The organism is Klebsiella sp. MISC125, from assembly GCF_051131775.1.
Classification (GTDB): domain Bacteria; phylum Pseudomonadota; class Gammaproteobacteria; order Enterobacterales; family Enterobacteriaceae; genus Klebsiella.
This window is the reverse complement of the sequence record NZ_CP180448.1, coordinates 1,770,396-1,783,851: the sequence shown is the minus strand read 5'-3', so window position 1 is coordinate 1,783,851 and position 13,456 is coordinate 1,770,396. Positions and strand designations below refer to the sequence as shown.

At 50.8% G+C, this 13,456-nt stretch carries 10 protein-coding genes, 6 tRNA genes and 1 other RNA gene; 11 read left to right on the top strand and 6 right to left on the bottom strand.

Annotated elements, in window-relative coordinates; genetic code table 11:
- Positions 1–143 precede the first annotated feature (143 nt).
- Positions 144–1,379 carry an ion channel protein gene (locus ACMYSL_RS08530; protein ID WP_434662196.1) on the top strand — a complete coding sequence of 412 codons (1,236 nt, stop codon included), beginning with the start codon at positions 144–146 and terminating at the stop codon, positions 1,377–1,379.
- On the opposite strand, the gene ACMYSL_RS08525 is transcribed toward ACMYSL_RS08530, so the two are convergent.
- Positions 1,376–3,037 carry an alpha-keto acid decarboxylase family protein gene (locus ACMYSL_RS08525; protein ID WP_434663982.1) on the bottom strand — a complete coding sequence of 554 codons (1,662 nt, stop codon included), beginning with the start codon at positions 3,035–3,037 and terminating at the stop codon, positions 1,376–1,378. The genes ACMYSL_RS08530 and ACMYSL_RS08525 overlap by 4 nt on opposite strands.
- Before the next feature lie 175 nt (positions 3,038–3,212).
- Here ACMYSL_RS08525 and mgrA point away from each other — a divergent pair, with 175 nt between their 5' ends.
- Together mgrA and ACMYSL_RS08515 are read left to right on the top strand one after the other, a co-directional pair.
- Complete coding sequence (gene mgrA, locus ACMYSL_RS08520) at positions 3,213–4,205, top strand: L-glyceraldehyde 3-phosphate reductase (protein WP_434662195.1); 993 nt, start codon at positions 3,213–3,215, stop codon at positions 4,203–4,205.
- Positions 4,206–4,335: 130 nt separating this feature from the next.
- Positions 4,336–4,686, top strand: coding sequence for a DUF2502 domain-containing protein (locus tag ACMYSL_RS08515; RefSeq protein WP_181485411.1), 351 nt, complete (start codon positions 4,336–4,338; stop codon positions 4,684–4,686).
- 40 nt (positions 4,687–4,726) lie between these two features.
- On the opposite strand, the gene ACMYSL_RS08510 is transcribed toward ACMYSL_RS08515, so the two are convergent.
- Positions 4,727–5,962, bottom strand: coding sequence for an Nramp family divalent metal transporter (locus tag ACMYSL_RS08510; RefSeq protein ID WP_182240201.1), 1,236 nt, complete (start codon positions 5,960–5,962; stop codon positions 4,727–4,729).
- A gap of 345 nt (positions 5,963–6,307) precedes the next feature.
- Between ACMYSL_RS08510 and ACMYSL_RS08505 the strand changes: the two genes are divergently transcribed.
- Entirely contained in the window at positions 6,308–7,510 is a 1,203-nt protein-coding gene (locus tag ACMYSL_RS08505; protein WP_110272215.1) for a NupC/NupG family nucleoside CNT transporter, read from the top strand.
- A gap of 42 nt (positions 7,511–7,552) precedes the next feature.
- Here ACMYSL_RS08505 and ACMYSL_RS08500 read toward each other — a convergent pair whose 3' ends face one another.
- From ACMYSL_RS08500 to ACMYSL_RS08490, 3 genes are all read right to left on the bottom strand, one after another.
- Positions 7,553–9,733, bottom strand: coding sequence for an EAL domain-containing protein (locus ACMYSL_RS08500; protein WP_434662193.1), 2,181 nt, complete (start codon positions 9,731–9,733; stop codon positions 7,553–7,555).
- A gap of 208 nt (positions 9,734–9,941) precedes the next feature.
- Positions 9,942–10,017: transfer RNA gene (locus tag ACMYSL_RS08495), tRNA-Ala, on the bottom strand.
- Positions 10,018–10,056: 39 nt separating this feature from the next.
- Positions 10,057–10,132, bottom strand: a tRNA-Ala gene (locus ACMYSL_RS08490).
- Positions 10,133–10,348: 216 nt separating this feature from the next.
- On the opposite strand from ACMYSL_RS08490, the gene ACMYSL_RS08485 reads away from it, so the two are divergent.
- Together ACMYSL_RS08485 and ACMYSL_RS08480 are read left to right on the top strand one after the other, a co-directional pair.
- Entirely contained in the window at positions 10,349–10,702 is a 354-nt protein-coding gene (locus ACMYSL_RS08485) for a YfeC-like transcriptional regulator (protein WP_110272213.1), read from the top strand.
- Positions 10,703–10,706: 4 nt separating this feature from the next.
- Complete coding sequence (locus tag ACMYSL_RS08480; RefSeq protein ID WP_182207492.1) at positions 10,707–11,102, top strand: YfeC-like transcriptional regulator; 396 nt, start codon at positions 10,707–10,709, stop codon at positions 11,100–11,102.
- Between the two features lie 55 nt (positions 11,103–11,157).
- Here the strand turns inward: ACMYSL_RS08480 and gltX are convergent, their stop codons facing one another.
- Complete coding sequence (gltX, locus tag ACMYSL_RS08475; protein WP_112212923.1) at positions 11,158–12,576, bottom strand: glutamate--tRNA ligase; 1,419 nt, start codon at positions 12,574–12,576, stop codon at positions 11,158–11,160.
- Positions 12,577–12,835: 259 nt separating this feature from the next.
- Between gltX and ACMYSL_RS08470 the strand changes: the two genes are divergently transcribed.
- From ACMYSL_RS08470 to ACMYSL_RS08450, 5 genes are all read left to right on the top strand, one after another.
- A tRNA-Val gene (locus ACMYSL_RS08470) sits at positions 12,836–12,911 on the top strand.
- Positions 12,912–12,954: 43 nt separating this feature from the next.
- Positions 12,955–13,030 (top strand) — tRNA-Val (locus ACMYSL_RS08465).
- A gap of 46 nt (positions 13,031–13,076) precedes the next feature.
- Positions 13,077–13,152 (top strand) — tRNA-Val (locus tag ACMYSL_RS08460).
- A gap of 4 nt (positions 13,153–13,156) precedes the next feature.
- Positions 13,157–13,232: transfer RNA gene (locus tag ACMYSL_RS08455), tRNA-Lys, on the top strand.
- A 29-nt stretch (positions 13,233–13,261) separates the two neighbouring features.
- Positions 13,262–13,387: non-coding RNA, RtT sRNA (locus ACMYSL_RS08450), on the top strand.
- Positions 13,388–13,456 lie beyond the last annotated feature (69 nt).

Sequence of the window (13,456 nt, the reverse complement as noted above, 5' to 3'; positions counted from 1 at the left end):
CTGTAATTCATGAAAAATTGTGAATCGAATATCTTACAATTGTCAGGCTGCATCTTTACTTGATCGTTTCAGCATCATTTGCATCGACGCCCATAAAACGCCAAGGCAATGAGCGCTCCAGGATACTTAAAAGGATACTATTCATGCTGCACCCACGCGCCAGAACGATGCTGTTATTATCGATACCCGCGATCATCATTGGTATCGCATCCAGCCTCGTATTGATTGTGGCGATGAAAGTTGCAGCTATTTTGCAAAATATCCTTTGGACTCGCCTGCCAGCGAGTTTTGGCATTAATGCCAGCGGCCCGGTCTGGACTATCGCTCTTCTTACCTGCACCGGTATCGCCGTCGGACTGGTGGTACGCTTTAGCCCGGGTCACGCCGGGCCAGATCCTGCGACAGAGTCATTAATTGGCGCACCTGTCAGCATCAGCGCGCTGCCGGGCCTGCTCACCGCACTGATCTTAGGTCTGGCTGGCGGCGTTAGTCTTGGGCCTGAGTATCCCATTATGGTAATGAACATTGCCCTGGCAGCCGCGCTTGGTACCCGATTATTCCCGCGAGTCAGTGCCCTGGACTGGACGATTCTTGCCGCCTCAGGCACCATTGGCGCGCTATTCGGTACTCCGGTTGCGGCTGCGCTCATCTTTTCGCAAACGCTCAATAGCAGCAACGATGTCCCATTGTGGGATCGGCTATTCGCACCGCTGCTTGCGGCAGCTGCCGGTTCACTGACCACCAGCCTGTTTTTTCATCCCCAATTTTCGCTACCGCTTCCGTATCTTCCTGAATTGCGCTTTGTGGATATTATTAGCGGTGCCATCGTGTCACTTATCGCGATTGCCGTCGGTATGGTTGCCGTTTGGTGCCTGCCGCGCCTGCATACGCTGATGCAAAGCCTGAAAAGCCCGGTATTAACCCTGGGGATTGGCGGCTTTTTATTAGGGGTGCTGGGCATCATCGGCGGGCATGTTACGCTGTTTAAAGGTCTGGATGAGATGCAACAACTGGCGCTTAGCCTCACCCTCACCGCTAATGATTACATGCTTATTGCACTGGTGAAGCTGGCGGCGCTGGTGCTGGCCGCCGCCAGCGGCTTTCGCGGCGGGAGAATTTTCCCGGCAGTATTCGTCGGCGTAGCGCTTGGGCTGATGCTGCATGCACACGTTCCCGCCGTCCCGGCAGCCATAACCATCTCCTGCGCCATTCTCGGGCTAACGCTGGTCGTAACACGGGATGGCTGGCTGAGCCTGTTTATGGCCGCGGTTGTGGTCCCGGACTCTACCTTGTTGCCGCTGCTGTGTATCGTTATGCTACCGGCCTGGCTAATGTTAGCCGGAAAACCGCTAATGATCGCCAGGAAGCGCGGCGATTAAACGCGGCTGTTTCGCTCCTCCAGAGCTTGAGTAACCGCACGCAGAAAATCAGGGATATCCATTTTTGGCAGCATCACCTCCACCAGCGTCAGCCGGTCTGAGGTAACGCTGCTGGCCATCGCCTCCTCCAGTTCCTGCATACGCGCGACTCGCCAACAGCGGGAAGGAACATCAGGGGCGAAAGCTTCCGGCAGGCGATTCCAGTCCCAAAGCGCAATATCGTTATACCGTTGCTCGGGGCCGTGAATCGCACGCTCAACCGTATATCCCTCATTATTAAGCAGTAAAATCAGCGGACGTTGCTTATCACGCAGCATCGATCCCATCTCCTGAATAGTAAGCTGCGCGGCGCCATCGCCAATAATCAGCACCACTCTTCTGTCCGCCGCCGCTATTTGCGCCCCGTAGGCCGCCGGGAGGGTAAAGCCAATCGATCCCCATAGCGGCTGGACAATCAGCGTTGTGTTGGCGGGAAGCTTGAGTGCGGCGGCACCAAAAGCTGCGGTCCCCTGATCGGCAAGAATAATATCTCCAGTACGTAGTTGTTTCTGTACCGCGCTCCAGAAGTTTTTTTGCGTCAGACTATCGCCCGCTGCATTATCCACACCGAAAGCCGAAACCTGTGGGGGCAGCCACTCTGCAGCCAGGTTTGCGGCAAGATTAATAAGGATATCAAGCGCCTTAACCATCGGAACCCGGCTAAACCAATGGTCGCCGACTCGGACGGCAAACGGCTGGATTTCAATTGTTTTTTCCTGAGGAAGATGCTGAGTGAAACCAGAGGTGATGGTATCGGTAAATCGCGTCCCCACGCAGATTATCGTATCGGCATTTTCAATCGCTTCACGAGTTTTATCAGCGCTGGCGATCCCGCTGTAGGTTCCGACAAAACCCGGCTGCTGTTCATCAAAAAGCCCTTTCCCCATCAGCATCGTGGCATAAGAAATCGGCGTTTTCGCCACCCACTCTCTGAGCGTGTTTTGCAACCCATAACGCTGGGCGAGGAAATCAGCCAGCAGCGATACGCGACGGCTGCTTCTTAGCATCAACTCCGCATGCTCACGAAAGCCGATCAGTTGGTTCTCATCAGCGGGCAAGCTTTCTATAAGCAAACGGCTGGCTGGCGGCGTAGCCTTTGCTCTTGCAACATCGGCGGGTAGCATCAGATAGCCAGGACGATGGTGAGTTAGCATCTCGCTCAATACGCGATCGATCTCATGGCAGGCATTTCCCGTCGCCAGCACAGCTTGAGAGCAGGTAATGTGCTCACTCATACGCGAGAAATGGCTAAAGTCACCATCACCGAGCGTATGGTGCAGCAATTCACCTCGCTGCTGCGCGCCGGTACAGGGGGCTCCCACGATATGCAGGACTGGAATATGCTCTGCATAGCTCCCGGCAATACCGTTAAGTGCGCTCAGTTCACCGACGCCAAAAGTAGTCAGTAGCGCGCCGGCGCCTTTGATACGCGCATAGCCATCGGCGGCATAGGCCGCGTTTAACTCATTAGCACAACCTACCCACCCTAAGTCCTGATGCGCAATCACGCTGTCGAGGAACTGTAAATTGTAATCTCCAGGGACGCCAAACAAGCGGTCAATGCCGCAATCTACGAGACGATCCAGTAGGTAATCGCCAATAGTGTAAGTCGGTTGCATATCCATACTCTCCTCTCGTGCAGGTAAGTTGAGTATTGAATACGCTGATGCGCTGTCCAGATTCCGCACCACAAATGTGGTGGAAAGCAAAATTTACGTGTTTGGGGAGTGTACTCAGCGGCAAACATTCTTTAGTGTAAACGTATACACACCCTGTTTTATCTGCGGAGGAAGTATGGTTTACCAGGCAAATGCGACGCGATATCAGACGATGGAATACCGCCGTTGCGGCCATAGCGGATTGAAGCTACCGGCTATATCTCTTGGACTTTGGCACAATTTTGGCGATGAAACTTTGGTGGAAAACAGCCGTCAGCTTCTGCGCCATGCATTCGATCTCGGCATTACTCATTTCGATTTAGCGAACAACTACGGGCCGCCTCCGGGTTCGGCGGAGAGCAATTTCGGTCGGATCCTGAGGGAAGATTTCTTGCCTTATCGTGACGAACTGATCATCTCCAGTAAAGCCGGCTACACCATGTGGGACGGGCCCTATGGCGATTGGGGCTCACGCAAGTATCTGGTTGCCAGCCTCGATCAAAGTCTGAAGCGAATGGGGCTGGAATATGTCGATATTTTCTACCATCATCGCCCGGATCCCGAGACACCACTTCAGGAAACGATGCGCGCGCTGGATCATATCGTTCGCCAGGGTAAAGCCCTGTACATCGGGTTATCTAACTACCCGCTCGAACAAGCCCGGGAAGCCGTCAGCATCCTCAACGATCTCGGCACGCCGTGTCTGATTCATCAACCCAAATATTCGATGTTTGAACGCTGGGTTGAAGATGGGCTTCTGGATTTCCTGCAAACCTCGGGGGTGGGAAGCATAGCGTTTTCACCGCTGGCGGGCGGTCAGTTGACCAACCGTTATCTACATGGGATCCCAGCGGACTCGCGCGCCGCCAGCGGCAGCCGTTTTCTACAACCGGATCAGCTCACTGATGACAAACTGGAGAAAGTTCGTCAACTGAATGCGCTGGCCGAATCTCGTGGGCAGAAGCTCTCGCAGATGGCGCTGGCTTGGGTACTGCGTGAGGAGAAAGTGACCTCAGTGCTGATTGGCGCAAGCAAAACCTCCCAATTGGATGACGCGGTTGGCATGCTGGGAAATCGCCATTTCAGCACCGAAGAAAATGCAGCCATTAACGCGATCCTTGCGGTGTAAACTCATTTTTACTTTAGCAAAAAGTGCTCTCCCTTGCGATTTAGGAGTTCAGCCGATGCGATGGGGCTTTACCGCCCCGTAATATCAGGTTAACAGGCCGACAACGGCCCCGATCGTGAAGGAGAAGAGTATGTTCAGGTCACTGATTCTGGCTGCAGTACTACTGGCTACAGCGCCATTGGTCGCTAATGCTGGTGAAATCACCCTGTTGCCATCAATAAAATTACAAATTGGCGATCGCGACAATTACGGTAACTACTGGGACGGTGGCGGCTGGCGCAACCGTGACTACTGGCGCAAAAACTATGAATGGCGCGATAACCGCTGGCATCGTCACGATAACGGCTGGCATCGCGGCTGGGATAAACGTAAGGCTTACGAGCGCGGCTATCGCGAAGGCTGGAACGATCGCGATGACCGACACGGCGGCCGGGGACGTGGGCCAGGCGGTGGCCGCGGGCATGGCCACGGGCATCACTAACAGCATGGGGAGCCAGATGGCTCCCCATTTTATTTAAGGATTAGCCAAATATCGTCCCGACGATCAGCCAACCGTTCAGAACTACCACAATCGCGACTATCGCCCATCCCAGCAATTTCACCCATCGGGCATTAACTAAATCACCCATCAGCTGCGGATTACTGGTGAAGATCAGCAGCGGCACCAGCGCCAGTGCAATACCAAAGCTCAGCAAGACCTGACTCATGACCAAAATGCGAGTGGGATCCAGCCCCATCAAAATAACAATGAATGACGGTAACATGGTAATCGTCCGGCGAACCCAAAGTGGAATATGAAAGCGGATAAAACCTTGCATTACCACCTGCCCCGCCAGCGTACCCACAACCGTAGATGACAATCCCGCAGCCACCAGACTAAGGCCAAAAATAGTCGCCGCCGCATGGCTCAACAACGGTTCCAACGTCAGGTAAGCCTGATCCAGGTCAGCAATCCCCGTATGACCATTAAAATGAAAAGCTGCGGCGGCGGTCGCCATCATCGCCAGGTTCACAAAGCCTGCAATAGTCATGGCAATCGCCACATCCCAGCGCGTCGCGTTATAGCGCTCTTTACGTGTCCCACCGTGTAGATGCTGAGTTAGTGAAGAATGTAAGTAGATGACGTGGGGCATAATGGTCGCCCCCAGCACACCGGCGGCAAGAAATACCGCTTCGCTGGTGGGTAACGATGGAATGAGCATCCCTTTTGCCAGCGGTGCCAACGCCGGCTGGGAGAATATCAACTCAACAACGTACGCCACGGCGACAAACAGCAGCAAGCCACCAATCACTTTCTCCAGCGGTTTTTGTCCACGACTCTGAAGCATCAAAATCAAGAAGGTTGCCACACCGGTCAGTACCGCCCCTTGCAGTAAGGAGACGCCAAGAATCAACTTAAAGCCGATGGCCGCGCCGATGAATTCAGCAAGATCGGTCGCCATAGCGATGATCTCAGCCTGTACCCAATAAAACCACACCACCGGACGCGGATAATGGTCGCGAATCTGTTCCGCCAAATTTTTGCCAGTAGCAATGCCCAGCTTCGCCGACATCACCTGAATCAGCATCGCCATCAGGTTCGCCCAGACCACAACCCACAGCAATTGGTAGCCAAAGCTGGCCCCGGCCTGAATGTTGGTGGCGAAATTACCCGGGTCGATATAGCCAATGGCAGCAATGAACGCAGGCCCCATCAAAGCGAGCTTAATCTTGCGCGCTGCGCGACCGCTGCTATTCTCAACGCGACTGCTTGTCATTTTCTGCCTCTGGAAATATAGCCTTTGCTATGTTTTATGCTATCAAAATGCGAATGATTATCAAGCTCATTTAAAAAGGTGATGATAATTGCTGTGATAGAAGGGAACGATAGCGGGTCGGCAACTGAAAACTGCAGCTGATAAATTGCATTTATACGACCTTCAGAATAGTACAACGATGCAACTTTTAAAACCTTTACGCAACATAACAAAAATGCATGGTTGATCACTATTTTTGCCATTAGTCACATATGCTTGCAATAGTGTGTGCTAGCTCTCGTTTTCTTTGCTCTCGTTACATAGAATGTGCAAAGAAATTTAACCTGCCTCATATTTGGAGCAAATATGGACCGCGTCTTGCACTTTATTCTCGCGATCGTAGTGGTTGCTATTCTGGCCCTGTTGGCTAGCCACAACCGTAAGCAGATTCGTATTCGTTATGTCATTCAACTGCTTGTCATTGAAGTTCTGCTGGCCTGGTTCTTCCTGAACTCTGACATTGGTCTGGGTTTTGTGAAAGGATTCTCCGAGATGTTCGAAAAACTCCTCGGGTTCGCCAATGAAGGGACAGACTTCGTCTTCGGCAGCATGAACGACAAAGGCCTGGCTTTCTTCTTCCTGAAAGTGTTGTGCCCAATCGTCTTCATCTCTGCGCTGATCGGTATTTTGCAGCATATCCGTATTCTGCCTATCGTCATTCGCGCCATCGGTACCGTGCTGTCCAAAATTAACGGCATGGGCAAGCTGGAATCCTTTAACGCAGTCAGCTCGCTGATTCTGGGCCAGTCCGAAAACTTCATCGCCTATAAAGATATCCTCGGCAAAATGTCCCGCAACCGCATGTACACTATGGCGGCAACGGCGATGTCTACCGTATCCATGTCTATCGTGGGCGCATACATGACCATGCTGCAGCCGAAATACGTTGTTGCGGCACTGGTACTTAACATGTTCAGCACCTTTATTGTGCTGTCATTAATTAACCCGTATCGCGTTGATGAAAGTGAAGAAAATCTGCAGATGTCTAACCTGCATGAAGGACAAAGCTTCTTCGAAATGCTGGGGGAATACATCCTTGCGGGCTTTAAGGTAGCGATTATCGTTGCCGCGATGCTGATCGGTTTTATCGCACTGATTTCTGCGCTGAATGCCCTGTTTGCCACCGTTACCGGCTGGTTCGGCTATAGCATTTCCTTCCAGGGGATCCTCGGCTACATCTTCTATCCGGTCGCATGGATAATGGGCGTACCGGCGGGCGAAGCGTTGCAAGTGGGAAGCATTATGGCCACCAAACTGGTTTCTAACGAATTCGTCGCCATGATGGATCTGCAGAAAGTGGCCTCAACCCTATCTCCACGTGCGGAAGGCATCATCTCCATCTTCCTGGTATCCTTTGCCAACTTCTCCTCAATCGGTATCATCGCCGGCGCGATTAAAGGGCTGAATGAAGAGCAAGGTAACGTGGTTTCCCGCTTCGGCCTGAAGCTGCTTTACGGTTCTACTCTGGTGAGTGTGCTTTCTGCATCTATCGCTGCACTGGTATTGTAATCTGTAACTTGTATTGCAAAAGCCGGGCGCGTCCCGGCTTTTTCATGCCTGCAGCTCGCTCAGTGGCTGCGGCTTGCCAATCAAATAGCCCTGTAAATAGTCGACCCCTAGCTGTAGAAGCTTTTCCCTCTGTTCCTGAGTTTCAACATACTCTGCAACTACCTTCATATTCTTTACCTTCGCCATTTCAATAATCGATTTGATCATGATGGTATCTAGCGGATCGGTCTCAATATCGCGCACAAAGCAACCGTCTATTTTAACGATATCAGCCTGTAAACTTTTCAGGCGTTCATAGTTAGCGTAGCCGGTACCAAAGTCATCAATGGCGATACTACACCCAAAATTTCGTAGCAGGTGAATATTATGCAGACTGGTTTCAACATCAGAAAATGCCTGCTCTTCAGTCACTTCGATGGTTATGACCTCTGGTGACAAGTTATAGCGCTTAAACAGTGAGATAATTTGTGCTGCGCTATCGTTTTGCATCAACGTGTAAGGCATTAAATTGACGGAGAAATGCATCCCTGGATATTGATGCGCCGTACTGAATAGCGTTTCCAGAACCTGCATATCAAAACGCTGACTCAGGTTGAACTTCGCAATCAGAGGAATAAACCGATCGGGGGTAATGATGCTGTTACCACAACGCATACGGCTAAGTATTTCGTAATAACCGTTTCCTGAAGCATCCTGAATAGGCTGGGCATACAATACAATCTCGCGATTGTTAAGCGCCTGTTTAACCTGGGCTAACAACCGTACCTGGTCAGTAGTTTGATCGGACATTTGCTCTTGAGCTATATCTAACGCCAATACTCGACGAGCCGCTCCCGCTTGCTCCGACAGCCAGCTTAGCTGACCCAACATTGGATGAAGTTCCGATTCTATGCCGTTATAGCGACCCCAGGACGCGCCAAATTCAAGATCCAACGTCTGATTATGCCAGCTGTATTTTTTGTGATTAAGTGTTGAGACAATATGACTGAGGCGTGCCGCAGGCTCCGGACCATTCAGTACGAGTAACAGCTCGCTGCCGGGTAGCTGAAAAATCTTCTCACCCTGACTGAGTAACGGCTGCATTTTACGGACAATTTGTCGTTTGCTATCGACTCTCATCATCATGCCGTAATGACGACTGAGGAAATCCAGATTTTGAATCCGTAAGCTGCTGATAACGACCGTCGGATTACGGTGCAGATAGCTCTCCAGGGCTCGCAAATTCGGTAAACCGGTTAGCGGGTCTTCCTCAGCCTGGTCTCGCCATCTTAGCTTTATCCTCTCGCTACGAGCATAAATATCTACCATATAAAACAAACAGATGGTGAAAGAGATCAGCACGGAGAGAACAAACGAGAGTGAATATTCAGTCTGCACACCATGTAAAAAATTCTGGTTGTACGCCACGAGTAAAAATGCCGAAACAGACCATGAGATGCGAATTAGCATATGATCCAGGCGGCTAATCCCAATGAAATGCAGGATGAATATAAGGGGGACTAAATAACCTGCAATGAAATCAGAATCATAAGGTGAACAGAGTATAAGTAATATAGCCGCCAACGCTACAAGCCAATATAGCGTAAATATTCGCTGCTCGCGCGAGCGCCAGGATTGAGAAAGATTACGCCAGAATGCACGCGCATACTGCGGACTGATAATCATCCGCAACGGATAATAAAAGAATGTTGTAAAAATTAATGCTGCACTAATTAGGCTTTGGATATCAATAATCGTGTAGATAACCGACATAGTGCCGAAATAGCTGGAGATGGCCAACGGAAATGAAAAAAAATGTCCTGCCATGTACATGGAGATCTTCAGCAGAATGGGAGCAAAAAAACCGCCCCAAAACACCCTCACCCCCATATGCTTTGCCGTCAACCCTGCACGCCAGCGTTTTCCAAGCTGAAGGCGGACAATAGCACACGCAGCAAAGACCGAGAAAAGCTGACAAAACAGCAGGATTGCCGCCTGCGGTAGCGTCAGGTCGATAATCCAGGTATTAGTCACCGCAAACGTAATAATCAATGGCGCAACGGCATATCGGCCAAAAATAAAAAGTACCGAATACATTACACTCATCGGCAACCACGCCAGATAAATTTGATTTCCATCAATGAGCGTTTGCGGAGAAATAAATCTGGATAGAGGAATCGCGATAAAACAGATCAATATAGCCAGCAGAGTTTTTTTGATCTTAATGTTAAGATGATCAATCATTATTGTTAATTAAAACTCCCACCGCGCTAAATACATTTAAGGCGTAAATGTTATGTCGCTTAATAATGACAGGCAAGATTTTAAATCGTGAAAAATTCTGAAATTACTCTTCGCTAAGATTGCTGGATACTTACTGACTTATTCAGAAGCTACTTTACGTTAGCGCGATGAAAAACAAAAACCCCCGCCGTAGCGAGGGTTCTGAATTTGGTGGAGCTAAGCGGGATCGAACCGCTGACCTCTTGCATGCCATGCAAGCGCTCTCCCAGCTGAGCTATAGCCCCACAGTGTTTTACGTTCCAAAACCTGATGGGAACAGGATTTGGTGGAGCTAAGCGGGATCGAACCGCTGACCTCCTGCATGCCATGCAGGCGCTCTCCCAGCTGAGCTATAGCCCCAACGTAAAGCTGTCGTGTTGACGGGCGGCATAATATGAATTCCTTCGTCAGGTGTCAACGGCAAAATGAATCCCCTCCATTTGATCGCTGAAAAAGCAGACAAACGGCTGACATTGCGAGCCTTATCGCAGCGAGAAGCTAAACATGTCACCCTTTCGCTTAAAAGGATGCTATAACATGGACAACTAATTCCCCCATATTTACTCAGGAAATAGTATGCTCAAGGAACGAATGACACCTGAAGAAATAGCACATCTGACTGGCTTCAGTCGGCAAACGATCAACAAATGGGTACGTAAAGAAGGATGGCAGACGTCCCCGCGTCCTGGTGTACAGGGCGGTAAAGCGCGTCTCGTACATGTTAACGAGCAAGTTCGCGAGTTTATTCGCAGCGCACAGCGTGTGGCTGAAAATCCAGTCCCCTATTCCGCAACCGATAACGATCTGGAATCTCTACTGCTCACGCTGAGCAAAGAGATGACAACGGGCGAACAAAAGCAGTTTATGTCACTGCTGTTACGTGAAGGGATCATCGGACTACTCAATCGTCTGGGCATCCGCGACCAGTAAAATCATGATGAAACTCAAAGACAAAATGACCCCAGCGGAGCTCGCTGAGTGCCTAAACCTCGCCAGACAGACGATTAATCGCTGGGCCCGAGAACAAAAGTGGCGGACAGAAGTTATACCCGGCGTCAAAGGTGGGCGTGCTCGCCTTATCGTTATCGACAAACCGGTTATCGATTTCCTGGTGAATATCCCCGCGCTGCGGCATCTGACCATGGAATATCAGCTAGCGGAACAACCAGGCAACTACTTCGTTAATGACGCTGACGCTATCTGGCGTCAAATCGTCGAAACGCTCCATCTTATGACTCCGGCGGAGCAGTTACATCTGAGGGATCTTCTCGCACGTGAAGGGATTAGTGGATTTTTATCCCGGTTAGGCATCACTGACGCTGAGAAATAAGCAAAAAAAACGGCAGAGTTAATCACCTGCCGTTTTACTCATCCTGCAATCAAAATCAGGATTGTTGGCTTTCACGCTCGGCAATAAAGGCCAGCGCTTTATTAATGCGTTCTACACTGCGTAATTTACCGATTGCATGTACGGTGACATCCAGTGCTGGCGACTGCCCTGCACCGGTCACAGCGACGCGCAGCGGCATCCCCACTTTACCCATGCCAACTTCCAGTTCATCAGCCGTTGCCTGAATTGCGTGGTGAACGTTTTCTGCCGTCCAGTCGCTGATGGCCGTTAACTTATCGCGCACCACTTCAAGCGGTTGACGGGCAACCGGGCGCAGATGTTTTTTCGCAGCATCAGCATCAAACTCAGCAAAGTCTTCATAGAAGTAACGACAGCTCGCCGCCATCTCTTTCAAAGTCTTACAACGCTCGCCCAGCAGTTTCACCAGCTCAGACAGCTGCGGGCCGTTACGGGTGTCGATATTTTCTTGCTCAATGTGCCACTGTAAATGCGTCGCGACATATTCCGGAGCCAGTGAGTTGATATAGTGATGGTTCAGCCACTGCAGCTTTTCGGTGTTAAACGCGCTGGCAGATTTGCTCACCGCCCCCAGACTAAACAGCTTGATCATCTCTTCACGAGAGAAAATCTCCTGGTCGCCGCTGGACCAGCCGAGGCGCACCAGGTAATTCAGCAGCGCTTCCGGCAGATAGCCATCGTCGCGATACTGCATAACGCTGACCGCACCGTGACGCTTGGAGAGTTTCTTGCCATCATCACCATTGATCATAGAGACGTGCGCATAAATCGGCACCGGCGCGTTCAGCGCTTTCAGAATGTTAATCTGGCGCGGGGTATTGTTGATATGGTCTTCACCGCGAATCACGTGGGTGATTTCCATATCCCAGTCATCAACAACTACACAGAAATTGTAGGTCGGAGAACCATCGGTACGGCGGATTATCAGATCGTCCAACTCCAGGTTGCTGAATTCGATAGGACCGCGGATCTGGTCATCAAAAACAACAGAACCTTCCTCCGGGTTGGCAAAACGCACTACGCAAGGCTCGTCATCTGCGTGATGTTCGTGACCATGGCGGCAGCGGCCGTCGTAACGCGGCTTATCGCCTTTTGCCATCTGCTCTTCACGCAGGGCTTCCAGACGCTCTTTAGAGCAATAGCATTTATAGGCCGTGCCCGCTTCCAGCATTTCATCAATCACGGCGTTATAGCGATCAAAACGTTTGGTCTGGAAGTACGGACCCTCGTCCCACTCCAGGCTCAGCCAGTTCATGCCATCCATGATGGCTTCAATAGCTTCCGGCGTGGAGCGTTCAAGATCGGTGTCTTCAATACGCAGCACAAACTCACCGCCGTGGTTACGTGCAAAAAGCCAGGAATAGAGAGCAGTACGCGCACCGCCAACGTGCAGATAGCCTGTTGGGCTTGGCGCGAAGCGAGTTTTGATTTTCATGAATTGGCCTTACGTTTGATAAAGATGCCGACAGGCGGCAGTGTTCGTTGGATTTTATAGGGCAATATTCTAACACTGTGGGCTGATTCCTCAATGTTGTTGGTGTTTCAACGTCACGCTTTGCTCTTTTTGTTTATAAATCATGCGCCATAGATGAGTTCGCGATCGTTTTGTTTAATTTTACGACGAACAAACAAATTATTTAGAAAAGGCGTTGACTCATTTTCAACTCTCCCTATAATGCGACTCCACACAGCGGGGGTGATTAGCTCAGCTGGGAGAGCACCTCCCTTACAAGGAGGGGGTCGGCGGTTCGAACCCGTCATCACCCACCACTACTTAACGTAGTCTCCGCCGTGTAGCAAGAAATTGAGAAGTGGGTGATTAGCTCAGCTGGGAGAGCACCTCCCTTACAAGGAGGGGGTCGGCGGTTCGATCCCGTCATCACCCACCACTTTCTCGCCAGCTGGATTTATTGCAATAAAATGAAGTACCGAAGTGGGTGATTAGCTCAGCTGGGAGAGCACCTCCCTTACAAGGAGGGGGTCGGCGGTTCGATCCCGTCATCACCCACCACTTCGGGTCGTTAGCTCAGTTGGTAGAGCAGTTGACTTTTAATCAATTGGTCGCAGGTTCGAATCCTGCACGACCCACCAATGCAAAAAAGCGCCCTAAAGGCGCTTTTTTGCTATCTGCAATATACAAGATTCGAACCTGCTGCAGGTTCGAGTCGAACGAAGAGAGACAACGGAGCCGCCTGCGGCGACGGCCCGAAGGGCGAGCGAAGCGAGTCATCCTGCACGACCCACCAATGCAAAAAAGCGCCCTAAAGGCGCTTTTTTGCTATCTGCAATATACAAGATTTGAACCTATATGATGG